The sequence below is a fragment of the Pseudoflavonifractor sp. An176 genome, from assembly GCF_002160435.1.
GTDB classification, from domain to species: Bacteria; Bacillota; Clostridia; order Oscillospirales; family Oscillospiraceae; genus Enterenecus; species Enterenecus faecium.
Window position 1 is genome coordinate 1 of record NZ_NFKO01000031.1, and the last position, 22,919, is coordinate 22,919.

General features: G+C 52.4%; 18 protein-coding genes and 1 pseudogene. 7 read left to right on the forward strand and 12 right to left on the reverse strand.

Features of this window, described 5'->3' with window-relative positions; genetic code table 11:
- Positions 1-270 precede the first annotated feature (270 nt).
- Both B5F12_RS10000 and B5F12_RS12205 read right to left on the reverse strand, forming a co-directional pair.
- Entirely contained in the window at positions 271-1,314 is a 1,044-nt protein-coding gene (locus B5F12_RS10000) for a virulence RhuM family protein (protein WP_087233956.1), read from the reverse strand.
- Positions 1,315-1,386: 72 nt separating this feature from the next.
- Positions 1,387-1,557 (reverse strand): annotated as a pseudogene (locus tag B5F12_RS12205) (type I restriction-modification system subunit M); the annotation flags it as partial.
- Positions 1,558-2,034: 477 nt separating this feature from the next.
- Here B5F12_RS12205 and B5F12_RS10010 point away from each other — a divergent pair.
- The 6 genes from B5F12_RS10010 (at position 2,035) to B5F12_RS10030 (ending at position 12,671) form a co-directional block, all read left to right on the forward strand.
- The gene (locus B5F12_RS10010; RefSeq protein ID WP_087233958.1) at positions 2,035-6,363 is read left to right on the forward strand and encodes a hypothetical protein; all 4,329 of its coding nucleotides are present in this window, start codon (positions 2,035-2,037) and stop codon (positions 6,361-6,363) included.
- 732 nt (positions 6,364-7,095) lie between these two features.
- Positions 7,096-8,430 carry a potassium transporter TrkG gene (locus B5F12_RS10015; protein ID WP_087233960.1) on the forward strand — a complete coding sequence of 445 codons (1,335 nt, stop codon included), beginning with the start codon at positions 7,096-7,098 and terminating at the stop codon, positions 8,428-8,430.
- Positions 8,431-8,448: 18 nt separating this feature from the next.
- Positions 8,449-9,099, forward strand: coding sequence for a TrkA family potassium uptake protein (locus B5F12_RS10020; protein ID WP_087233962.1), 651 nt, complete (start codon positions 8,449-8,451; stop codon positions 9,097-9,099).
- Positions 9,100-9,137: 38 nt separating this feature from the next.
- Positions 9,138-9,260: a hypothetical protein gene (locus B5F12_RS12290; protein WP_275532705.1), complete on the forward strand. Its 123-nt coding sequence runs from the start codon at positions 9,138-9,140 to the stop codon at positions 9,258-9,260.
- Positions 9,261-9,334: 74 nt separating this feature from the next.
- The gene (locus tag B5F12_RS10025) at positions 9,335-11,977 is read left to right on the forward strand and encodes a sensor histidine kinase KdpD (RefSeq protein ID WP_087233964.1); all 2,643 of its coding nucleotides are present in this window, start codon (positions 9,335-9,337) and stop codon (positions 11,975-11,977) included.
- Complete coding sequence (locus tag B5F12_RS10030; protein ID WP_087233966.1) at positions 11,970-12,671, forward strand: response regulator transcription factor; 702 nt, start codon at positions 11,970-11,972, stop codon at positions 12,669-12,671. The genes B5F12_RS10025 and B5F12_RS10030 overlap by 8 nt, the downstream gene beginning before the upstream one ends.
- A 66-nt stretch (positions 12,672-12,737) precedes the next feature.
- Here B5F12_RS10030 and B5F12_RS10035 read toward each other — a convergent pair whose 3' ends face one another.
- The 10 genes from B5F12_RS10035 to B5F12_RS10080 all read right to left on the reverse strand — a co-directional run bounded on the left by B5F12_RS10035 (position 12,738) and on the right by B5F12_RS10080 (position 22,087).
- Positions 12,738-13,439, reverse strand: coding sequence for a zinc metallopeptidase (locus tag B5F12_RS10035; RefSeq protein ID WP_087233968.1), 702 nt, complete (start codon positions 13,437-13,439; stop codon positions 12,738-12,740).
- A gap of 121 nt (positions 13,440-13,560) precedes the next feature.
- Complete coding sequence (locus B5F12_RS10040) at positions 13,561-14,073, reverse strand: transcription repressor NadR (protein WP_087233970.1); 513 nt, start codon at positions 14,071-14,073, stop codon at positions 13,561-13,563.
- Positions 14,074-14,087: 14 nt separating this feature from the next.
- A complete protein-coding gene (locus B5F12_RS10045) occupies positions 14,088-15,074 on the reverse strand; it encodes a biotin--[acetyl-CoA-carboxylase] ligase (RefSeq protein ID WP_087233972.1) in 987 nt (328 codons plus the stop codon).
- 14 nt (positions 15,075-15,088) lie between these two features.
- Complete coding sequence (locus B5F12_RS10050; protein ID WP_143482376.1) at positions 15,089-16,300, reverse strand: trypsin-like peptidase domain-containing protein; 1,212 nt, start codon at positions 16,298-16,300, stop codon at positions 15,089-15,091.
- A 23-nt stretch (positions 16,301-16,323) separates the two neighbouring features.
- Positions 16,324-17,748: a HAMP domain-containing sensor histidine kinase gene (locus B5F12_RS10055; RefSeq protein WP_087233976.1), complete on the reverse strand. Its 1,425-nt coding sequence runs from the start codon at positions 17,746-17,748 to the stop codon at positions 16,324-16,326.
- 27 nt (positions 17,749-17,775) lie between these two features.
- The gene (locus B5F12_RS10060) at positions 17,776-18,459 is read right to left on the reverse strand and encodes a response regulator transcription factor (RefSeq protein ID WP_087233978.1); all 684 of its coding nucleotides are present in this window, start codon (positions 18,457-18,459) and stop codon (positions 17,776-17,778) included.
- Positions 18,460-18,564: 105 nt separating this feature from the next.
- Positions 18,565-19,734, reverse strand: coding sequence for a cation diffusion facilitator family transporter (locus B5F12_RS10065; protein WP_087233980.1), 1,170 nt, complete (start codon positions 19,732-19,734; stop codon positions 18,565-18,567).
- A gap of 1,020 nt (positions 19,735-20,754) precedes the next feature.
- Positions 20,755-21,342: an NADH peroxidase gene (locus B5F12_RS10070; protein WP_087233982.1), complete on the reverse strand. Its 588-nt coding sequence runs from the start codon at positions 21,340-21,342 to the stop codon at positions 20,755-20,757.
- A 14-nt stretch (positions 21,343-21,356) separates the two neighbouring features.
- A complete protein-coding gene (locus B5F12_RS10075) occupies positions 21,357-21,749 on the reverse strand; it encodes a transcriptional repressor (protein ID WP_087233984.1) in 393 nt (130 codons plus the stop codon).
- 113 nt (positions 21,750-21,862) lie between these two features.
- Positions 21,863-22,087, reverse strand: a complete 225-nt coding sequence (locus tag B5F12_RS10080; protein ID WP_087233986.1) for a helix-turn-helix transcriptional regulator — start codon at positions 22,085-22,087, stop codon at positions 21,863-21,865.
- A gap of 103 nt (positions 22,088-22,190) precedes the next feature.
- On the opposite strand from B5F12_RS10080, the gene B5F12_RS10085 reads away from it, so the two are divergent.
- Positions 22,191-22,667, forward strand: coding sequence for an SLOG family protein (locus B5F12_RS10085; RefSeq protein ID WP_343286319.1), 477 nt, complete (start codon positions 22,191-22,193; stop codon positions 22,665-22,667).
- Positions 22,668-22,919: the final 252 nt, after the last annotated feature.

The following is a 22,919-nucleotide window of genomic DNA, read 5'->3' on the forward strand; positions in this document are numbered from 1 at the left end:
AATCTTGATCTTTTCTTCTACACCTAACTTTTGCTTCCTTGGCATGACAATGCTCCCTCCATGATTGACAGTGTTTTATTTCACTGTCTCTCATAGAGGGAGCATATCATCAATTCACGGGCCGGGCCTTTCTGCTTTTTGCGATGTTTTCTTATCTTTGATAACAGTGTACTAAAATGGTTCTGTGAAGGGAGGTAAGTTACAACTCTGCCGATATGCACGAACTGCACCCATCCGGGCAAAGCTGCTGAATCAGTTCCTCCGACCGGCTTATTCCATGATTTCCTCACCGTGCTCCAGTATGAACCGGTCAAAATCACTGGTATAGAGTTGATCCTGCACAATGCGGTATTTTTCAAACTCTGTTTCTGCGTGAATTTTCGCCATTTCCGCCGAGATTTTCCCTGCATCCTGCAACACGTCCCGATCCCACATAGTCAAGAACCCGTTCAAACGCTGTTCCCAGTCCGCCATGGTCATGGGGATTTTCCGTTCTGCCTGCATTTCTGCCAAATCCAAATAAGCGGATACCAGTCGTGACAGCTGGTGCAGCTCTTGCTCCGTCAGGTAGTTTTTTGCCACTACCACATCGGATTTATGAATTTTTCCATCTGGGTATCCGTCCCAGTTTGTCAGCCCCATATGCTCTTTCTCGGCGTCCGCACGGTTGTAGACCACCTCTGCCGCTGTCTGCCCATGGACACTGTAATGCAGCTTGTTTTGTACCGCTGCAAAAAACCTGCGGGTGGCCTTGGCGCTTGGGTCATAATCCAGTGCGGTGGCATAAATGTCGGTGATCTTTTGATAAAACTTCCGCTCAGAAAGACGGATTTCCCGGATTTTCTCCAGCTGTTTCTCAAAGTATTTCTCTGTCAGAACCGTTCCACCGTTTTTCAGGCGTTCCTCATCCATCACCCAGCCCTGGATGGTATAATCCTTGACGATTCCGTTTGCCCATTTGCGGAATTGTACGGCTCTTTCATTGTTGACCTTGAAGCCCACCGCAATGATCATCTGCAAATTATAGTGGGTCAGCTCACGGGAAACCTGCCTGGTTCCCTCGGTTTGAACTGTTCGGAATTTCCGAATGGTTGCCTGTTGGGACAACTCGCCATCTTCGTAGATTTTTTTGATGTGTTCGTTGACAGTGGGGATGGTCACATCATATAGCGTCGCCATCATCTTTTGTGTCAGCCAGATGTTTTCGTCCTCGTACCGCATTTCAAAGCTCTGCTGTGTATCACCGGTGGCGGCTACAAAGGTCAGGTACTCTGCAGCGGAAGAACGAATCAACTTATTGTCTTTGCCCTGCATGGAGTTACACCTCGATTCTTGCAATAATCTTGTCAATTTCTATCATCGTATTCAACGGCCGAGAACCCGATCTAAGGTTATGTTGGAAACGACCACTAGCATCTTCACCAGTTTTTCATTTTGCTTGGCTACCGTGGCCCCCAGCTTGTTGCTGTTCACATCGAAGTCATCGAACAGTCCGGCAAAATCGCCTTCCGACTGGCTGTCCTTGGCGGACCACTCAATGTGCCGAAAGACGGTTTCCGATTTCCTAGAAATTATTATATTATGCCAGTTGATGATACACAAGGGTCATTTTTGCAGCTGCAACAATCCCATAAATGGGGCTGCTTTAGTGGTTGGCTGGCCTGTGGCAAGGGGGGCAGTTCAGAGCGGAACTACTGAAAACACAGAGCAGCCCGGCCCGAATGAACGACGGGCTGGGATCCTTAATGGAATGACACTCTTGTCTTTGATGACAGTGTATCGAAATTGTTTTGAGGGGCGATATATGCACGACAGGGAATTCAGCCGGTAGATTTACAATGTTTTTTGCTACAATACGTCGAAATACGTCGATGCCTTGTGTTTTCTGAACATATACACTATAATAATTTTACAGTTTATCCCTGAGTCTGAGGCAGCTGAATTGGAGACTTTGTAGTTGATTTTTACAGTACAGAAATAGCCAGACGTATAGCATCGAATGTGGATTTATAGAGAGATGTAAGGAGAATTCATATGGGGGCAAATAAAATAACGTGGGAACAGTTTGCAGTTTGTAGCAATGAAGCACAGAGCATCAATCATCGATTTGAGGATTTATCTAGGCAGCTATTTGTTTACGAGTTTTTAAATGGCAAAAAAGAACATCGTTATCTCCATAGCAACCCTAATAACCCTGGGATAGAATCCGAACCAGTATACGATGAGATAAATAACAAATGGATTGGCTATCAAGCGAAATTTTTCGAGCACAAAGTAAGCTATGAGCAACTCCAGCATTCTGCTACTAAAACGGTAGAGTATTATAAGGGAAGGGTGGATCTTGTATACATATTCTGCAATAAACCTATTACTTCAACAAGCAAGAGCTTTATCCGAATTGAGTCAATATTTCATGATGCAAATATAAACGTCAAATTAATTACAGATTCAGCAATACTCGATCTCGTAAGGAAGTACCCTAATTTAGCACGTTACTATTTTGAACAGCATTCCTTTGATCAAATGTGGTTTAATATGCATACACAGGATGTTGTTGCGAAACTAGGAGATAGATATAACGCTTGCTTTAATGTTGATACTCAACCATCCCTAGCCGTTTCTTTGTTTGTTCATGATAGTGATGCAGTTGGATATCTGAATAAGAAAAAAGAGACGTTATTAAACGCTGTGGAGAGTTTAGATTGGCGTTATGATGGTTTTGCTGAATTTAAAAAAGAATTGAAATCAGCAGTATTAAAAATCCCAGATATTACAGGTGAAGATATAACGGCGTGCCTGCAGTGGGATGATATGATACAAAAAGCTATTGGTCAAAACCTGCGCAAATTTGAATCATCGATTGAAAAGCTGAATAATGAACTTGAGGTATTGGCTTTAGATAGCAAGGAAACAGAGGCTCATAGACGGAGAAAACAAACACACGAGATATTAGAGAAGATTAAATTATTTGAGAAACTACGCTCTATTGCAAACGGTTTGAAATTGACAAAGCGAGAGGAAACGCTTATTCAATCCAATATCTTGGTTTTAGAGGGAAAGGCTGGAGTAGGAAAATCTCACCTTCTTGCTAATGAGACACAAAAATTTCTATCATGTGACCAATGGGCCTTGTTACTTCTCGGAGGAGATTATTTTGGTACAACTCCAATTCCAGAACAAATATGTTCAGAACTTGGGGTTAAGTGCTCATTCAACGAAATGCTAGAAATATTAAACACCGAAGGTGAAAAGTCTAACTATATAGTTCCCGTCTTCATAGATGCATTAAACGAAACATGGCATCTTGATTTGTGGAAATGTTATTTACCAAAATTATTTAACCACATACGAGATTTGAGGCATCTTCGCTTGGTAATTTCGTTTAGAACTGAGTATCGAGAGGCATTGATTGAGGCAACGGGATTAGCAGCGCCTGGTGTAATCCAAATTGAACACAGTGGCTTTGCAGAGGAATCATTTGAAGCAACCAAGCGTTTTTTAGATTATTATAATATTCCTTTTACACCTGTACATATGTTCAATCAGGCAATAACAAATCCATTGTTTTTAACACTATATTGCAAAACTTACCAAGGCGATGACATCGATTTACCGTTGCTGTATGACAGGCTTCTGAGCGTTGCAAATAAAAATATACACAAAGCTATGCGAAATGCACTGCATAACCTTGGGTATGATTCTTCTATGGATATAACTACTCCAGTTATCATGAGTTTAGCTGAATTTATAAATTCCACTGGGAAACGGCAGTTTTCCAAGAATGAGTTGTGTACCCTTAATGTTTGGCATGAAAATGGAATTACAGCCCCAGCGTTTGTACAATACATAGTTAGAGAAAATATACTCCATAGTCACAAAAATATAGAGGGTGAAGTGTTTTCATTCGCTTACGACCAGATGAATGACTATTATTGCGCAAAGCAAATTATAAGCCAATTTCATTCTAAAAAAGAACTATATCAATATATTATAAGTGATATTTTGGGTGTCCAGGGTGGAGAATTAACTGCATATCAAAATGTTGTTTTATTTACATATGTGTGCGCTTTATATTCAAACACATATAGTGAAGAGTGTATTGAGATTATTGATTATATTGAAAATACATTAGATAGAAATGGCGTATTTAATGCTTATGTTGCATCATTTGAGTGGAGAAGCCCCAATAATATCACTCTTTCTTGGTTCATGAATTTATGTAAAAAATATAGTCCGGATCCGGAAAATGTATGGAATGTGTTTATTGTGAACAGCTTAAAGAAAGGGAGTTGCTTTAACGCAGATGGCTTGCATACTGTTTTAAACAACTATTCCTTGAATCAAAGGGACAGCATGTGGACTATATATATCAATGGTATGAACTGTCGCTCCGAGCACAGACTAGTGCAAGTAATCCAAATGTACAGTGAAGGGAAAGGATTAGCGTTTACAGATTCCGGGCAGGTTGAATTGCTGCTTACTTTGTTTGGCTGGATATTAACATCGTCCAACAGATGGTTGCGAGATACTACCTCAAAGGCAATGGTAGAAATTTTAAAACATAATTTTAGTATGGCTGAAGGGCTGTTGCGCAAGTTTCAATCCGTAAATGATCCGTATGTAGTTCAACGTATGTTTGGTGTTGTGTGGGGGGCTTGCGTCAAGAATAAGCACATCGACAAAGCAACATTTCAGTCACTTGCAAATTATGTATATGAAGAAATATTTTCTGCGAAAACAGTGTACCCGGATATTCTCTTGCGTGACTATGCACGGCTAATCGTCGAACGATACATATATGAAAATCCTGGCGATAACAACTTCGAAATTTCTGTTCTGATGCCTCCATATGCTTCTGATCCGATTCCACAAATAGAGGATCAGGGGTATTTGGATAAGGATTGTGGGAAAGGCCTGTGGAATTTGATCCATTCCATGCGGTTTCAAGAGTCGGGATGGTACGGAGATTTTGGAAGATATGTCTATGAAGCTGCATTAAATGATTTTGATGTAGATCACAGTTTGGTATTTAATTACTCTGTGTATTATATTATCAATCATTTGGGGTATAAGAATGAATTATTCGGAGAATATGATGCCTTTCTGCAAAGCTTTAATTATGATCGTCATAATACCGGCAAAGTAGAAAGAATCGGAAAAAAGTACCAATGGATTGCGATGTACCATATTCTAGCGAGGGTTGCGGATCATTGCACAAAAAAACATCAAATTTTTTCCGACATTGAACAACAGGACTATTGCGGACCTTGGGATCCATATGTACGTGATTTTGATCCATCATTGAGCCAGCATTTCATGTATACTGGTGATCTTCCGGTATTTCTAAAACAAGCAAATTCAGAACAGAATATTACAAGCGAAACCGAAGTGCCTCTATTATCCGCAAAAGATGAACTTGCTTGGTTAAGAAAGTACCCCACTTTTTTTGAGGCTCAAAGGCAACAAATGATACTCAAGGACTCTAATGAAACGGTCTGGGTTGTGTTATCAAGATATGCCAACACAAGACAGTCAACTCAGGATAAGCTTCAAATCTGGAATTGGCTGTATGGATACTTCGTTACAAACGACCAATACACAGCTTTAATGAAGTACGCCGATAAGGAATTCGATTTGCTTACAGGAGATATATCAAATGTCCCAGAAACGTACAGGATATTTTGTAGAGAATATCCATGGGCACAATCCTGCACGGACTTACGGCACTATACTTCCACTCCTTTGAAAATAAAAACAGGTGAAAAGCAAACTATTTTTCAAATGCAACCAAAACTTGAGTATAGGTATACTGATGATTCTTCAGAAGAGAACGACCCAAAGATTCAAGAAGCTAATAGTGGGGAACAACAGGGTTCAGTTACATGCAACTTGGAAATATCCATAACGGAAGAAACTGTACTAACAGAAGTTGATATAGAAGATGATTTGGGTTATATGATCAGCGCTTCTGTAAATATTGTGTGGGAAGAGGAATTTGATGCGTCAAAAAATGAGACACTTTCTTGGTACGCTCCTTGTGCGGAAATAATTGATGACTTAAAACTGCGGTACGGAGAGTGTGACGGAGCGTTTTATGATGAGAATGGAAGGCTAGCAGCATTTGATACATCTGTAACGGGAGAAAAAGTGGGCATTGTTGTTAGACAAGACTTGCTTGATAAGTTCCTAGAAGAACGTGGATTACGTTTGGTTTGGTTTGTAAAAGCAACTAAAGAAATTCACGGTCACGATAACCGTATTCAGAGATATACAGATTGGGGGGGACTTTGGCTATACGAAAACGACACAGCTACTGGGAAAATGTATATTGTCTCGCAGTTTGATGGTTTCGAGACAGACTAATCAACGGAGTAACTTCCTATTGTGCCTATAATTGTGCTGACTGGATGCACTACGTCAATACCTGAATCCTCGGGCGAAGTCGGGACCACTCGTTAGACGATCTCAGGGAAGCCCAAGAGCCCACGGCAGTGGTGTCTAAAGAATGGGGCATCCACTTTTCTTTGTTAACAGCGTACTAAAACCACGGAAAGACGTAAAAAGTACCGTGTCCACGCCTGGGCCGCCGCAGGAAACTGACCACACAACCAGTCACAGACAGCCGTGGAACACGTGGAAACCTCGCCAGCGGAAAGTGCTAAAAAGCAAATAGAATGGAACAAAAAGCACTAGAAATAAGCAGAAATTATTAGAAAAAAGTACCCATGACGCTTGACGTGCAGGGGGTCACAGGTTCGAGTCCTGTATCGTCCACCATAAAAACCGCTGTTTTCGCAAGAAAACAGCGGTTTTTTTCTTTTGCTGTCATATTGTCTTTCACCATAGTTCAGACACCGTGAGACCAAGTGCCGCCCTCCAGAAGTGTTCCTTCGGAGGGCGGCTTTTGGCCTTTTAGACGGCTTCTGAACTATAGCCTCCGCCCCAGCCTAAGTTCCCGCCACTCCCAAACGGCGCATCTTTATACCATCTTAATATACGGCTTTACATGTTAACACTCTCTTTAGACCGGATGTGGATAATGAAGGTACAAAGGAACCATAAAGACGTATTAAGACAAAGAAAGAGAGGAGACTTATGTGGCGGCGGTTGCATAAAAACAATAAGTCCCCGTTCCGGGTTATTATTTTTGGATTTATTCTGGTAATTTTGGCGGGAAGCCTCCTTCTTATGCTTCCCATTTCCTCGCAACAGGGGGTGGTGACCCCGTTTTTGGACGCTCTGTTTACCTCCACATCTGCGGTGTGTGTCACGGGATTGGTCATCCATGATACTGCCACCTATTGGTCCCAGTTCGGGCAGGTGATCATTATCCTGCTAATTCAAATTGGAGGGCTGGGTGTGGTCACCGTGGCGGGGGCCTTTGCCATTCTCTCGGGACGAAAAATCGGTCTGATGCAGCGGAGCACCATGCAGGAGGCCATTGCAGCTCCCAATGTGGGCGGTATTGTCCGCCTGACCGGATTTATCCTGCGGACGGCGTTTGCGGTGGAACTTTTGGGAGCCGCCCTGTTGTATTTGGTGTTCAGCCGGGAGTTTGGCCTGCTCCAAGGGGCGTGGTACGCCCTGTTTCACTCCATCTCGGCATTTTGTAATGCCGGCTTTGACCTGATGGGGGTAAAGGCTCCGTTTTCCTCCTTGGTGGACTATGCAGGCCAGCCAGTGGTGTCCTTGGTGATTGCCCTGCTGATTGTGGTGGGCGGCATCGGCTTTTTGACGTGGGAGGACATCCGCACCAACCGCTGGCATGTTCATAAGTATCGGATGCAGAGCAAAGTGATCTTGACGGTGACCGGAATGCTGATTTTGCTCCCCACCGTTTACTTTTTCTTTTTTGAATTTGCCGGAAAGCCGCTGGGCGAGCGGGTGCTCTTGTCGGTGTTCCAGGCCATCACCCCCAGAACCGCCGGATTCAACACCGCCGATCTGACCGCCATGAGCGAGACGGGTCAGTCCATGATTACCATGCTCATGCTGATTGGAGGTTCCCCCGGGTCCACCGCAGGCGGCATGAAGACCACGACCCTGGCGGTATTGTTGGCCGGTGCCATTGCTGTGTTTCGGCGCAGGGAGAATCCCCACTTTTTCAACCGGCGTGTGTCCCAGGAAACCGTGGTGCAGGCGTCCACGATTTTGATGATGTACCTGACCTTATTTTTGACGGGAGGGCTCATCATCAGCAGAATGGAGGGCTTGCCCATCCTCACCTGTCTGTTTGAGACAGCGTCCGCCATTGGAACGGTGGGGCTCTCCTTGGGCATTACGCCGCAACTGACCTGGGTGTCCCATCTGATTCTCATTGCGCTGATGTTTTTTGGACGGGTGGGCGGACTGACCCTGATTTTCGCCGCCCTGTCCCGGACCCAGGGGAACGTGGCCCGACTGCCCCAGGAACGAATTACCATAGGATAAAGAGATGAGGGAGAACATATGAAAACCGTTTTGTTAATTGGATTAGGCCGGTTCGGACGGCACATTGCCATGAAGCTCAACGAACTGAACCAACAAGTTATGGCGGTGGACAAGGACGAAGAAAGGGTCAATGCGATTTTGCCCTTTGTGACCAACGCCCAGATTGGAGACAGCACCAGCGAAGACTTTTTGATTTCCCTTGGGGTGCGAAACTATGACTTGTGCATTGTAGCCATCGGAGACAACTTCCAGAGCTCTCTGGAAACGGCGTCTCTGCTCAAGGAGTTGGGGGCGAAAAAAGTGGTGGCCCGAGCAGGCCGGGACATTCAGGCCAAGTTCTTGCTGCGCAATGGCGCCGATGAGGTGGTGTATCCGGAGAAGCAGATGGCAAATTGGACCGCCATTCGGTATACCTCTGATCACATTGCCGATTACATCGCCCTGGGGGATGACCATGCCATTTTCGAAGTGGAAGTGCCCAATAGCTGGGTGGGGAAAACCATCGGCCAATTGGATGTGAGAAAACGCTACCATGTGAATATCATGGCCATCAAACAAAATGGAAAGTTCTCCATGACCGTCATCACACCGGATATCAGCCTGCCTGTCAACAGTACCATTTTGGTTTTGGGGACTCAGCGGGATATCCAGAAGTGCTTTCACATTTAAGGGAAGAGCCCTGAGATGAGAGAAGAGGAGGGGAGAAGATGAAAGAACTGCTTTTATTGGGTGTCATCCTTCTTTTTTGTGTGGGTGTGTATTTTGCTATTGATGGATTGTACAAGTTCTTGGACAAAGTCCGTAAGGATAAGATCAACCGCATGGAGTAACTGCCCTCCACAACTTTGCCCACAACCTCAAGGGATTTGTGCTATAATACACCTGTTTGAGAGGAGGGAATGCCATGGATGCGGTTGCATCGGCGGGGCAGGCCACCGGAAGAAAACAGGGGAAACTCACGATTTTTGCCAGCTATTTCTCCGGCGCTGGGAAGAGCTATGCCATGCTGGAATCTGCCAGAGAGGCCAAACAGGCAGGGCTGGACGTGGCCATTGGCATACTCTCCGATACCCAGTGGCCTAAGACTACGGCATTGGCAGAGACATTTGAGGTATTGCCATGTAAAAAAGTGGCCAGGGATGGGCACATAGCGGATGAAATCGACTTGGATGCCTGCCTCCAACGGCACCCTCAGCTGATTGTGATTGAGGATCTGTCCCACTGGAATGCGGATGCCTGCCGCCATATGAAGCGCTATCAGGACATTGAGGAGTTGCGGAAGGCGGGAATTGACGTCTATACAACCTTGGATATTCACCACATTGAGAGCATTCAGGACACGGTCTTTTCCATCCTGGGCACTTCAGTGCCTGAGCGCATTCCGGACCGGGTATTTGACCAGGCAGACCAGGTGCAGTTCATCGACCTGGAGCCCCAGCGGCTCCGACAGCGGCTGATGGATGGACAGAAGGAGGCGCTTCTGGAAGGCTGTTCCCTGTCACAGCTCAGCGCCCTGCGAGAGGTGGGCCTGCGCCGCTGTGCGGATCGGGCGGCTCTGTACACCCATGAGAAGATGCAAACGGAGTATCGCACCCATGAGCACATTCTGGTGTGCCTGTCTTCCGCCCCCTCCAATGAGAAAATCATACGCACGGCGGCCCGGATGGCAGGGGCGTTTCGGTGTGGATTTACCGCGTTGTTTGTGGAGACCAAGGCATTTCAGTGGATGAATGCACGGGATAAGCAGCGCCTTCAGGGCAATATGCGTCTGGCACAGCAACTGGGCGCCTCCATTGAGACGGTGTATGGCGATGATGTGGCCTATCAAATTGCGGAGTTTTCCCGCCTGTCTGGCGTGACGAAAATTGTGCTGGGCCGTAGCGGGATACCCCGTCGGCTGTTGCTGAGAAAACCATCGCTGACGGAACGGCTCATTGAACTGACGCCAGAACTGGACATCCATATCATTCCGGACAATGGAGTGAATCGCCTGCTGGATACCAAACACCGGGAAGTGATGCATATGCCATCCATTTCCGTGCTGGACCTGTTGAAAAGTGCAGGAATTCTCGTTCTTGTCACACTCATTGGCCTGTTATTTTATAACTTCGGCTTTACAGAGGCCAATATCATTACGCTTTATATCCTGGGCGTCATGTTGATCTCAGTCTACACCAGAAGCTCCATTTGCAGCCTCGTTGCCTCCATTGCCAGTGTCCTGACCTTCAATTTCCTGTTCACGGTGCCCAGATTTACCCTGCAAGCCTACGACAGCGAATACCCCATCACCTTTCTCGTGATGTTTCTGGCCTCTCTGCTCACCGGCTCGCTGGCATCCAAGCTAAAGTCTCATGCCAAACGGTCGGCGCAAGTGGCGTGGCGGACCAAATTGTTGTTTGAGACCAGCCAAAATCTGCAACGAGCCCACACCCAAGAAGAAATCATTTCCGTGACCGCCAAACAGCTGTTAAAAATCTTCCAGAGGGATATTGTGGTCTATTCCATAGATGAGAAAGGGCTGCTGGAGCCGGAAATCTTTCTGGTGGACGGGGCAGCATCTTCCCAGCGCTACACCACTCCCAAGGAGCGGGAGGTGGCCCAGTGGGTGCTGTCCAACAACAAGCGGGCGGGAGCTGGGACAGAAACCCTTCCCGATGCCCGGTGTACCTATCTCTCCATCCGCACCGGGGAACGGGTGTACGGCGTGGTAGGCATTGCCGCCTCGGATAAGCCGCTGGATTCCTTTGAGTCCAGCATTCTCCTCTCCGTGTTGGGAGAATGTGCCTTGGCCTTGGAAAACCAAAAGAACGTGGAGGAGAAAGAAGCCGCTGCCGTGCTGGCCAAGAACGAGCAGCTGCGAGCCAATTTGCTCCGCTCCATTTCTCACGATTTGCGTACTCCGCTGACCTCCATTTCCGGCAATGCCAGCAACCTGCTCTCCAATGGACCGCTGTTTGATGCAAAGACCAAGGAGCAGATGTATGCCGATATCTATGACGATGCCATGTGGCTGATCAATCTGGTGGAAAATCTGCTCTCGGTCAGCCGACTGGAGCAGGGGCGGATGAACTTGCACCTGACCACTGAGCTCATCGACGAGGTGGTAGCCGAGGCGCTTCGGCACATCAATCGGAAGCGTGCGGAATACCACTTTCATGTGCAGAGCAGTGACGATTATCTCCTGGCACAGATGGATGCAAAGCTGATTGTCCAGGTCCTCATCAATATCCTTGACAATGCCATGAAGTACACCCCGCCCGGGTCGGACATTGAAATTGGATGGAAGCAAGAGGGGAAGTTTATTTACATCTCGGTGGCAGACAATGGACCGGGCATTCCAGACCAGGCAAAGCCCCATATTTTTGACATGTTTTACAGTGCATCCAATCAGATTGCCGACAGCCGCCGCAGTATGGGATTGGGTCTGGCGCTGTGCAAATCCATCGTGAATGCACATGGAGGAGAAATCATGGTGAGCGATCATAAGCCCCATGGCTCCATCTTTACATTTTCGGTACCAGCCGGGGAGGTAGAACTACATGAATAAACCATTGATTCTGGTGGTGGAGGACGATACGCCGGTGCGCAACCTCATCACCACCACCTTGAGAGCCCATGACTATCGCTTTCTCACGGCATCCAACGGAGAGACAGCGATTTTGGAGGCATCCTCCCACAACCCGGAGATCATCCTGTTGGATTTGGGCCTGCCCGACATCGACGGGGTGGAGGTCATTCACAGAATTCGTACCTGGTCCAACGTGCCTATTATCGTCATCAGCGCCCGCAGTGAAGATACCGATAAGATTGATGCCTTGGATGCTGGGGCAGATGATTACCTGACCAAACCCTTTTCCGTGGAGGAACTGCTGGCCCGCCTGCGGGTGACACAGCGGCGGCTGGCTGCGTTGCAGCTGGGGAACGTGAATACCGAGGCGGTGTTCACCAACGGAAAGTTAAAAGTGGACTATGCCGCGGGCTGTGCGTTTCTGGATGGCCAGGAGCTGCATTTGACCCCCAGCGAGTACAAGCTTTTGTGTTTGCTGTGTAAAAACGTGGGCAAGGTGCTGACCCATACCTTTATCACCCAGCAGATTTGGGGGAGAAGCTGGGACAACGACGTGGCCTCCCTGCGGGTGTTTATGGCCACCCTGCGCAAAAAGTTGGAAAAAGAGCCTGGTTCGCCCCAGTATATTCAAACCCACATTGGCGTGGGCTATCGCATGATGAAAGTGGAATAATTGGTGCAGAAAGCCGCCCTCCAGAAGGACACTTCTGGAGGGCGGCTTGTTTGCTTGTCCTGAGGATTAATCGTTTCTGCGCCGGTTGCCCACAATGAGCAGCAGCCGGAACAGCTGGGCCAGGGACACGGCCAGGGCGGCCACATAGGTCATAGCCGCAGCCCACAGGGTCTTGCGGGCTCCCACCATCTCCTCCTCATTGAGCAGATGGCCTTGCTCCAGGGCGGCCAGGGCCCGGTGGCTGGCGTTGAACTCCGTGGGCAGGGTCACCAGCTGAAACACCGTAGACAGGCCGAAGCAGGCGATGCCTGCATAGGCCAGCTGTACCCCCAGGTCGCCGGACACAAACAGCAGGCCAATGAGGATAAGCGGCATGGCCAGCTTGGAGCCGATGTTGGTGATGGGGATGATGGCGGCCCGCAGCTTGATGGGCAGGTAGTGGGTGGCATACTGGATGGCGTGGCCCGCCTCGTGGGCGGCCACACCGATGGCGGCGGTGGAGGCGTTGTCGTACACCGAATCGGACAGGCGGATGACATTGGTGCGTGGGTCATAGTGATCGGTGAGATTGCCCGCCACCCGTTCGATGCGGACTTGGTGCAGCCCGTTGACGTCCAATACCATGCGGGCGGCATCTGCCCCGGTGAGGCGGCGCATGGAAAGCTGCTGGGAATACTTGCGGAAGGTCCGGTTGACCCGATTGCTGGCCCACATGGCCAATATCACAGCAGGCAGCACCAGGAGCAGATAATAGACATCGAAAAACATGACAACCACTCTTTCTGTGTTGTGATATTCCTTAGTGTACCCAAATATTATGAACAAATCCACCGTTTCTGGGCATCTTTTCAAGAGAAATCCCCGAGGCGATTACCTCGGGGATATGTCTTTATTCTTCCACCAAAAATCCTGCGTCCCGCAGCGCCTCCACCAGGCGCTGGAACGCCTGCTCGTCCCGACACTGTAAGGTGTGCAGGTGGATGCCGTCGGTGAGCTCAGATAGGGGGCGCATGTCATGGGCCTGGGCCTTCTGGATGAACTGGGACACATCGTAGCGGGAGGACAGATTCAGCTGCCCCACCAGCTGGCCGTACACCGGGTGCTCCACCACCACCGACTCCACGGTGCAGCCGTGGTCCACCATCAGGTTCAGCTCCTGCTCCATCTCGCTCTCGCTGTGGCGGCAAGCCACCGTGTAGGTGCGGCCGGGGGCGGGATGGTCCAGCACATACCCCCGGGGGGTGGCGGTGATGTTGGCCCCCGAGGCCCGCAGCAGAGCCACGTCCCCCACAATGATCTGGCGGCTGACCTGGAGGGTGTGGGCCAGAGCGGTGGCGGACAGGGGGCCGTCGGCCTGGGCGAGATATTCTAAGATGTGGGTGCGGCGCAGTTGGCTGTTCATGGGAAATCCTCCTGTCAGGAATTGGCGCGGAGAAAGTGGGGGGTGACCCGGCCCGAGGACACCGGATGGGTGAAGCCCTGTTGGTCGGTGACCTCCAGGGAGAAGTCGGGGAGAATGGCCTGGGCCATGGCCTGATAGGTCTCCTTTCCGGTCTCCACCTCCACCGGCTGATGGAGGGTGAGACAGTGGGCGCGGTACTGGTGCAGGTATTCCTCGTGGTGGCTGGGGAAGTGCTGGGCCATGGTGTGGAGCTCTTGGAGCAGGGTGAGGGCCATGTGGTTGGGCTCCACCTCGTACCCCTCCAGGGCCAGGGAGGTGGCGATACCCTCCAGCCCCAAGTCGTGGAAGGTCTGGGCGGTCTGGCTGAGATTGATGCCCACCCCGATGACCACATAGTCCGGCTCGCTGCTCTCTCCCAGCAGGGACAGCTCGGTGAGGATGCCGCACAGTTTGCGGTTATTTAAGTAGATATCGTTGAGCCACTTGATGCGGGCGGGTGCGCCGCAGGCGGTCTCCACCGCCTGGCGCACCGCCACCGCCACCCATCCCGTGAGGGAGAATAGCTCAGACAGCTGAACCTGGGGGCGCAGCAGCAGGGACAGGTACAGCCCGCCGGGGGGAGAGGCGAAGGTGCGGCCTCGGGTGCCCCGGCCGGAGGTCTGCTCCAGAGCGGCCACCACAGTGCCGTGGGGCGCTCCCTGGGCGGCCATAGCCTTGAGCTGGGTGTTGGTGGAGTCCAGGCGATCAAAGACGTGAATGCGGCCGGAAGAGATGGTGCCGGACAGCCGCCCCTCCAGATAGGGGGCGGAGAGCTGAGGGGGCGGGCCGTCCAGGCGGTAGCCCAAACGGGTGGAGGAGGAGATGGGCCAGCCCTGCTCCCGCAGTTGGGACAGTTCCTTCCAGATGGCGCCCCGGGTGACCCCCAGCGTCTGGCTCATCTCCTGGCCGGAGACATAGCCAGGGCTCTGGGCCAGCAGGGCAATGAGTTGATCTTGATTCATGGTTTGGCCTCCCGTCAGGTGAGACGGTCGTAGAGGGTGATGGAAATGGAGAGGACACCGCCGTCCCGCAGCACGGACAGCTCCACCTGGTTGCCCACCCCGGTGTCATTGAGCACCCGGGTCAGGGCGTAGAGGGTGGGGGTGTCCACCCCGTTGGCGGCGAGAATTACGTCGCCCTCCAGCAGCGCCTCGTGGGCGGGGGTGTCAGCGGTGGTGCTCACCACGTACACACCGGAGGTGTCGTCCATCTGGACCTCCTGGCACAGGATGCCCAGAGAGGGGCGGAAGCTCTGTCCGGTGTGAATCATCTGGTTGAGGAAGGGAATGGTGTCGTTGATGGGGATCACCAGGCCTAAGCCTTCAATGACGGTGTCATTTTCCACGCCGGTGATCTTGGCGGAGGTGATGCCCACCACCTGTCCATAGGCGTTGGTCAGGGCGCCGCCGGAGTTGCCGGAGTTGAGGGCGGCACTGGTCTGTAAAAGGTTCATGTCCTTGCCGTCCACCTGGATGGTGCGGGTGGGGGAGGAGATGATGCCCTCGGTCATGGTGCCGTGGAGGTAGCCCATGGGGTTGCCGATGGCGTACACCGAGTCGCCCACCGACAGCTGGTCCGAGCTGCCCAGGCGGGCAGGGACGAGGCCCTGGGCCTCGATTTTCAGTACCGCCAAGTCCAGCTCCTCGTCGTAGCCCACCAGCTTGGCGTCATAATTGGCCGTGCTGGAGAGCAGGCCCACGTTCAGGGACACGCCGCCCTGGATGATGTGGAAGTTGGTGACGATGTACCCCGACTGGGTGAGCACCACCCCGGAGCCCACGCTGGCCGAGCCGTTGCCCTGGTCGGCGGTGACGCACACCACCGAGGGGAGCACCTGGTCATAGATTTGGTTGCTGGTCAGGACCTGGGTGTCCTGGTCGTGTACGAAGATGGACACGTTGGGGTCGGGCTGAGCCCAGGGCAGGTCGGCGGGGTCCCAGTTGGCGTTGACCTCCACATGGCTGGAGGGGCGAGGGGCAAAGGAGCCCCGCTGGGCATCCGCCAGGGAGTTGGCCAGGTGGACCATGCCCAGGTATCCGCCGAACACCAGGGCCGCTGCGGCCACCAGGCACAGGGACACCACCAGCAGCGCCTTACCCAGGCGGCGGGGGCGACGGTCTGAGGTGTAGTGGTAGTGGATGGGGCGGGGTTCCCCTTGGGGCCAGCGATGGGAAAGATGGTTGGACACGGCAAACGCCTCCTGAATCAGATTCATGCCCGGGGCAGACTGAAGGTAAAGGTGGTCAGACCGTCCTGACTGGTGCAGGTGATGGTCTCTTTGTGGCTGTTGAGAATGGTTTTGACGATATACAGACCCAGTCCCACGCCGTCCCGATTTTCACTGCGGGAGTGGTCGGCCTTGTGGAAGCGGTCGAAGATGAGGTCCAGTTCCTCGGGGGGAATGGTCTTGCCCTGGTTGCTCACCGACACCGTGGCCTTGGAGCCCTTGGGGACAATGGACAGGGACAGGGTGCCCGCCTCCTGGGAGAACTTGATGGCGTTGTCCAGCAGGTTGTAGCACACCTGGGTGATGGCATCCTGGTCGCCCCACACCATCACCGGCTCTTCCGGCAGGTTGGTGGCCACCTCCAGATGCTTCTGGTTGATCTTGCCTTCCAGACTCACCAGGGTGCGCAGCATGGTCTCGCCCAGGTCAAACTGCTGCTGGGGGGCCCGCTCGTCGGACTGGAGCCGGGATAGGTCCAGCATAGACCGCACCAGCCGGGACAGCCGCCGGGTCTCCGAGGAAATGATGCTCAGATACTCCCGCTCCCGGTCGTGGGGAATGGTGCCGTCCAGAATGCCGTCGGCAAAGCCAGCAATGGTGGTCATGGGGGTTTTCAGCTCATGGGAGACGTTGGCGATGAACTCGCTGCGCCGCTGTTCGCTCTTGGACAGGGACTCGGCCATGGCGTTGAAGGCCTCGGCCAGCTCGCCAATCTCGTCCCGGCGGTTGCCCACGTCCACCCGCACATCCAGCTTGCCCAGTCCGAACTGACGGGCAGCGGCGGCGATCTCCTTCATGGGCTTGGACTGGTGCATACTGGTCACCGAGCTGAGAATGGCGGCCACCAGAATGACTGCGCAGGCCACCACCACGAAGATGGCGGACAGGTCCCGCCACATGGCGGTGATGTCCGAGGTGTTGGTGGAGAAGAACACCAGCCCTTGCAGGTATCCGCTGGAACTGGAGACGGGCAGGCCCACCATGAACCGGGCGCTGGAGTACATCCCATTTAGGGTGGTCATGCCCTCATAGACCTTGTCGTTGATGACAGCGTTGACGATGTCATTGGGCATGTTCCGGGAGGTCATGTTATACAGCACATGTTTGCCGTCGGTGGCAAAGAGAATGGTGCCGTCGTTGGTGGCCACGATGATGTGGGAGTCGGCCACCTGGGCCACCGTGGAGATGTATTGCTGAAACTCATCGGTGGTCCACACGGTGCTGCCATTGTTGTTGGCGGCGTAGGACGTATATTCTGCAATGTACTTGGCATTGCGCATGAGGGTGTCCTGCTTTTCCTGGAGGGTGTACTGGTAGCTCAGGGCGGCGAAGGATGCGCCCAACAGGAGAAAGGACAGCAGGACCATTCCGGCCATGGTGGCAAATTGCCGTCCATACATGGATTTCATGGATGAGGCACCTCCTGCTCTGTGGGGTTAGCTGTTGGATTCAAACTTGTAGCCCACGCCCCACACGGTTTTCAGGCTCCATTTGTCGCTGACGCCCTCCAGCTTTTCCCGCAGTCGCTTGATGTGCACATCCACGGTGCGGCTATCGCCGAAGTAGTCAAAGCCCCACACCTCGTCCAGCAGCTGGTTGCGGGTGAAGACCCGGTTGGGGGAGGAGGCCAGGTGGTAGAGAAGTTCCAGCTCTTTGGGCGGGGTGTCCACCCGCTTGCCATCCACCAGCAGCTCGTAGGAGTCCAGGTTGATGACCAGCTTGTCAAACACCAGCTTTTTCTCCTTCTGCTCCTCTTCGCCGTACCGGCGCAGCACGGCGTGGACTCGGGCCAGCACTTCCTTCATCTCAAAGGGCTTGGTGATATAGTCGTCGGCGCCCAGCTCCAGGCCGTTGACCTTGTCCTCCAGCTCACCCTTGGCGGTGAGCATGATGATGGGCACTTTGGAGGTCTCCCGGATTTTGCGGCAGATGGACCAGCCGTCCATGCCGGGCAGCATGATGTCCAGCATCACCAGGTCGGGCTGGAACTGCTGGAACTTCTCCAAACCCACCAGTCCGTCGTTGGCCACCTGACAGTCCATGGACTCCTTTTCCAGATACAGACGCATCAGGTCGGCAATGTTCTTGTCATCTTCCACGATCAATACCTTACGGGGCATACGTGTCACCCTTTCTTTTTCTGCGGAGAGGGGCTCTCCCTAAATTTTTTATGATACCAGTATTATATCCTGCTTTTTTGGCGAAGTGGAGAAGTTTTTGTAAATTCACACCACGTAAGAGCGATCAATGTGAATGATCGCGTGATAATTGGGGTTTTCCGCCTGCAATGCCTGGACCAGGGCGTCCTTCACCTGGGCCGGGGGCATGGTGACGCTGTAGGGAACCACCAGATCAAAAATCAGATTGGTGTACATAGGACCCATGGTCATGCGGAAGTCATGGATGGACAGGTCGGGGTGGATATCCCGGGCCAGCTGAGCGGTGCGGGCCCGCAGCTGCTCCACCTGGGGGTTGCCGGTCTGAATGGGGTCCATGTGGATGACGGCCTCGATCTGGAACCGCTCTCCCAGCTCCCGCTCGATGTGGTCGATGATATCGTGGGCCTCCATCACGTCGGTCTGATCGGACACCTCGGCGTGGACGCTCATCATCCGCCGCCCGGGGCCGTAGTCGTGGATGATGAGGTCATGAATGCCCACCACCTGGGGGTGTTCCATGATGACAGACTGGATATCCTTCACCATCTCCGGATCAGGGTTGGTGCCCAGCAGGGGATCGATGGTGTCCTTGGCGGCGGACCAGCCGGCCTTGAGGATGAATGCTGCCACCAGCAGACCCAGCCAGCCGTCCAGCTGCAAGCTGGTGACATGGGTGATGCCCAGGCCCAGCAGCACGGTGGAAGTGGCCAGGGCGTCGGAGCGGGAGTCGATGGCGGTGGCCCGGAGGGTCTCGGACTGGATGCGGTTGCCCAGCTTGCTGTTAAACCAGCCCATCCACAGCTTCACCAGAATGGAGATCACCAGAATGGTGCCGCTGAGGGCGGTGAGCTGGGTGGCCTCGGGATGTAAGATCTTCTCAATGGAGCTCTTGCCCAGCTCCACACCCACCAGGAGGATGAGCAGGGACACCAAAAGCCCGGAGAGGTACTCCATGCGGCCATGGCCGAAGGGGTGGTCGGCGTCCGGCTTCTGACCGGCCAGACGGAAGCCCACCAGAGTGACCACAGAGGAGGCGGCATCGGAGAGGTTGTTGAAGGCGTCGGCGGTGACGGAGATGGCGCCGGTGATGAGTCCGGCGGTGAGTTTTCCCGCAAAGAGCAGCAGGTTTAAGAGAATTCCCACTCCGCCGGCGAAGACGCCGTATTGACGCCGCACTTCGGGGTCACGGGTCTGGGTGTAGTTGGGAATGAAACGACGAAGGACGATGTCCAACAATGGTAAGGACCTCCCTTATGAAATAGTCAGCATTTTATTATACACAAATATGGCAGGGAAGGCAACGCAAACCAGGGACGCTCCGCTGGGGGTCTATTTCTCAGCGTGAGAAATAGACGAAAGAATCGCCAAAGGCGGGGCCTTCCCCCGCCTTGTGGAATCCACCCTGCGGTACTGGGTGTATCTGCGTTCTCCTCTTTTCGGCCCTTAGCCCGTGGGGGCACATAGATGGTGTGGGGATTCTACCGAACGTATCTGCTTCTCTGTGTGGTTGTCCTTCTATTGCCAGGGCCTCACCCTGGTGCGCCGCTGTTCCCAGCGATCGGAAGCCTGGCTCCCGGCGGCGGAAACGCCGCTTCTCCAGGGGAGGCCCGGATGTGGAGATGGTCCAGCTATAGGGCCAGCTGCCTAGGGAGCCTGGTGTGGTGGCAGAGACAGGAGCCATAACAAGGGTGACGGGCCGGAATAGCCTTGACGCAGTTCCAGCCTCGTACCCCAAGGGAGGTTCTTAGGGGGGAACGCCCTAAGCGGGTTTTGGTTCCTTTTGACCGAGCAAAAGGAACCCCCAGCGGGGGCGTCCCCGCCAGACTGGCAGGTCTGAATGGGAGAAAAAATCCCGAGCCGAAGCCCGGGAACGAATAAAAAAGCACTTCCCTGGACCGAAGTCCAGGGAAGTAGGGAAGTCTCTTACTTGAAGTAACGCTCCAGCTCGTCGGAATAAACTGCGCATCCGCTGCGTTTCTCCCAGGAGAAACATTCGCTACGCTCCGTTATTCCTCCTCTCCAAATCAAACCCACTGCGTTGGGCTTTGATTTGGGGGTGTTGCTAGAGCCTTGCCATAGCGAGCCGCCCCACGGGTCTAGCCCCGTGGGGGCCCCAGGATTTCAAAGCACAGGCGAAAGTGGATTCCGCCTGTGCCAAGGTTTTCGCTGGGAGCGAAAACGCTTGTAAGACGAGGCCCGCCACGAAAAAGAAAAAGCACTTCCCTGGACCGAAGTCCAGGGAAGTAGGGAAGTCTCTTACTTGAAGTAACGCTCCAGAAGACCCTTCAGAGCCTTGCCGTGGCGAGCCTCGTCGCGAGCCATCTCGTGGACGGTGTCGTGGATGGCGTCCAGGCCGTTCTTCTTGGCGCACAGAGCCAGGTCCATCTTGCCCTGGGTAGCGCCGAACTCGCAGTCCACACGCCAGGCCAGGTTGTCCTTGGTGGAGGCCTTCATGTTGGGCTCCAGCTCCTCGCCCAGCAGCTCGGCGAACTTAGCGGCGTGCTCGGCCTCCTCAAAGGCGGCCTTCTCCCAGTACAGACCGATCTCGGGGTAACCCTCACGGTGAGCGATGCGGGCCATGCACAGGTACATACCAACCTCGGAGCACTCGCCGGTGAAGTTGGCCATCAGCTGCTCACGGATGTAAGCCTTGTCCTCGTCGCTGATGTTCTCGTTGTTCTTGACGGTCTTGCCGTAGATGCCGTACTCGTGCTCGGCAGCCAGCTTCAGCTCGCCGCTCTGCTCAATGAACTTGGAGCCGGGGACGTGGCAGACGGGGCACTCGGCGGGAGCGGTCTCTCCCTCGTGAATGTAACCGCAGACGGGGCAAATCCATTTCTTCATGATAATAATCTCCTTCACTGTTTTAATTTTTTGCAGGCCTGACACAGGCCAAAGACATGAACCTCATAGCTTGTTGCTTCGAACCCAAATTGTTTGCTGCATTCCTCCACATACCCCTGGGTGGGGGGACTGGGAGGCAGGTCCCGAACGGAACCGCAGCAGCTGCACACAAAGTGTGCGTGGGGACTCACATCCCCGTCATACCGCTCTTGGCCATTCACCGTTCCCACCCGCTTGATGAGTCCATGCTCACACAGCTGGTTGAGATTGCGGTACACGGTACCCAGACTCAGGTCTGGATACAAGGGCCGGAGCTGCTGAAAGATCCAGTCTGCCGAGGGGTGGCAGTCGGTGCTTCGCAGCAAGTCCAGCATGGCGTCGCGCTTTACGCTGCGTCTGCAGATCATTGCTGTCACCTCGCTAACAGGAACTGTTCTTGTTAAGAGAATACCACAGGGGTGCCTGTTTGTAAAGAGGCAAATTGAGATTTTTCAAAAAATTTTTTCAGGGGAGCGGCGGGCTATACAAACAGCTCTTCATAGGAGACTTCCAGCAGCTCATGGAGAAGTTTCAGCTCGTCGGGGTAGATGTGGCGCTGGCCTACCTCCATCTTGGCCAGGGCACTGCGGGTGATGTCGCAGCCCCTGGTTTGGAGCTGGGCGGCCAGCTGTTCCTGGGACAGTCCGCGCTTGAGACGCAGCGTGCGGATGTTCTGACCCAGGGCATACTCATACTCGGTATTCATAGATAACACTCCTTGCACTAGTTCTGGTGCAGTTTGTGTTGATTCTATTCGATTCTTTCTTTATAATTGCACCTATATAGGTGCACAAAAGGAGAGAAAGAACATGAAGATGGGAATGAGGGATAAAACCTGTTGTTTTACTGGGCATCGAACTCTTCCTCAGAATGAGAGGAGTGAAGTCCAGGCGCGGTTATATATCGTATTACAGAAATTGATTGAAAAAGGGATACAGTATTTTGGAAGCGGGGGAGCCATGGGATTTGATTTGTTGGCGGCGGAAGTTGTCCTAGAGTTGAGAAAGCGGTATCCTCACATTCGTCTCATTATGGTCTTACCATATGAGAATCAAGAGCGGGGGTGGGATGAGGAGGAGGTGAGACGCTATCACACGGTTTTGGAGCAGGCGAATAAGGTGGTATATTTACAAAGGGAGTATCGCTGTGGATGTATGTTGAGGCGCAATCGGTATTTGGTGGATAACAGTGGAGTATGTGTGGCCTATTGTACCCGTGTGTTTGGCGGGACTGCCTATACGGTGAACTATGCCAAGAGAGTGGGAATTCCCATTCTTTATATCTAAGAAAGAAAAAAGGAGCACTTGCCGCTGCAAGTGCTCCTTATATATAATCGGTGCCGCAAAGCGGCACACCATACTTCTTCCCTATTCACTATCACTTATTCACTTCCAAAAATCGACCCATCAGATTTAGTGAAGAGTGAATAGAGTCCTGCAAATAAAAGTCAAGCACCAAAATGAAAAAAGTCCCGCAAAATTTGCGAGACCGAAAAAAGGGTGCAACAAATCAGACCGGAGAGAAAGCACCTCACCGGC

Bases quoted from the DNA above. Each gene is read 5' to 3' on its own strand.
- B5F12_RS10000 (WP_087233956.1), bottom strand. From the start codon at position 1,314: ATGCAGGGCAAAGACAATAAGTTGATTCGTTCTTCCGCTGCAGAGTAC.
- B5F12_RS10010 (WP_087233958.1), top strand. From the start codon at position 2,035: ATGGGGGCAAATAAAATAACGTGGGAACAGTTTGCAGTTTGTAGCAAT.
- B5F12_RS10015 (WP_087233960.1), top strand. From the start codon at position 7,096: ATGTGGCGGCGGTTGCATAAAAACAATAAGTCCCCGTTCCGGGTTATT.
- B5F12_RS10020 (WP_087233962.1), top strand. From the start codon at position 8,449: ATGAAAACCGTTTTGTTAATTGGATTAGGCCGGTTCGGACGGCACATT.
- B5F12_RS12290 (WP_275532705.1), top strand. From the start codon at position 9,138: ATGAAAGAACTGCTTTTATTGGGTGTCATCCTTCTTTTTTGTGTGGGT.
- B5F12_RS10025 (WP_087233964.1), top strand. From the start codon at position 9,335: ATGGATGCGGTTGCATCGGCGGGGCAGGCCACCGGAAGAAAACAGGGG.
- B5F12_RS10030 (WP_087233966.1), top strand. From the start codon at position 11,970: ATGAATAAACCATTGATTCTGGTGGTGGAGGACGATACGCCGGTGCGC.
- B5F12_RS10035 (WP_087233968.1), bottom strand. From the start codon at position 13,439: ATGTTTTTCGATGTCTATTATCTGCTCCTGGTGCTGCCTGCTGTGATA.
- B5F12_RS10040 (WP_087233970.1), bottom strand. From the start codon at position 14,073: ATGAACAGCCAACTGCGCCGCACCCACATCTTAGAATATCTCGCCCAG.
- B5F12_RS10045 (WP_087233972.1), bottom strand. From the start codon at position 15,074: ATGAATCAAGATCAACTCATTGCCCTGCTGGCCCAGAGCCCTGGCTAT.
- B5F12_RS10055 (WP_087233976.1), bottom strand. From the start codon at position 17,748: ATGAAATCCATGTATGGACGGCAATTTGCCACCATGGCCGGAATGGTC.
- B5F12_RS10060 (WP_087233978.1), bottom strand. From the start codon at position 18,459: ATGCCCCGTAAGGTATTGATCGTGGAAGATGACAAGAACATTGCCGAC.
- B5F12_RS10070 (WP_087233982.1), bottom strand. From the start codon at position 21,342: ATGAAGAAATGGATTTGCCCCGTCTGCGGTTACATTCACGAGGGAGAG.
- B5F12_RS10075 (WP_087233984.1), bottom strand. From the start codon at position 21,749: ATGATCTGCAGACGCAGCGTAAAGCGCGACGCCATGCTGGACTTGCTG.
- B5F12_RS10080 (WP_087233986.1), bottom strand. From the start codon at position 22,087: ATGAATACCGAGTATGAGTATGCCCTGGGTCAGAACATCCGCACGCTG.
- B5F12_RS10085 (WP_343286319.1), top strand. From the start codon at position 22,191: ATGAAGATGGGAATGAGGGATAAAACCTGTTGTTTTACTGGGCATCGA.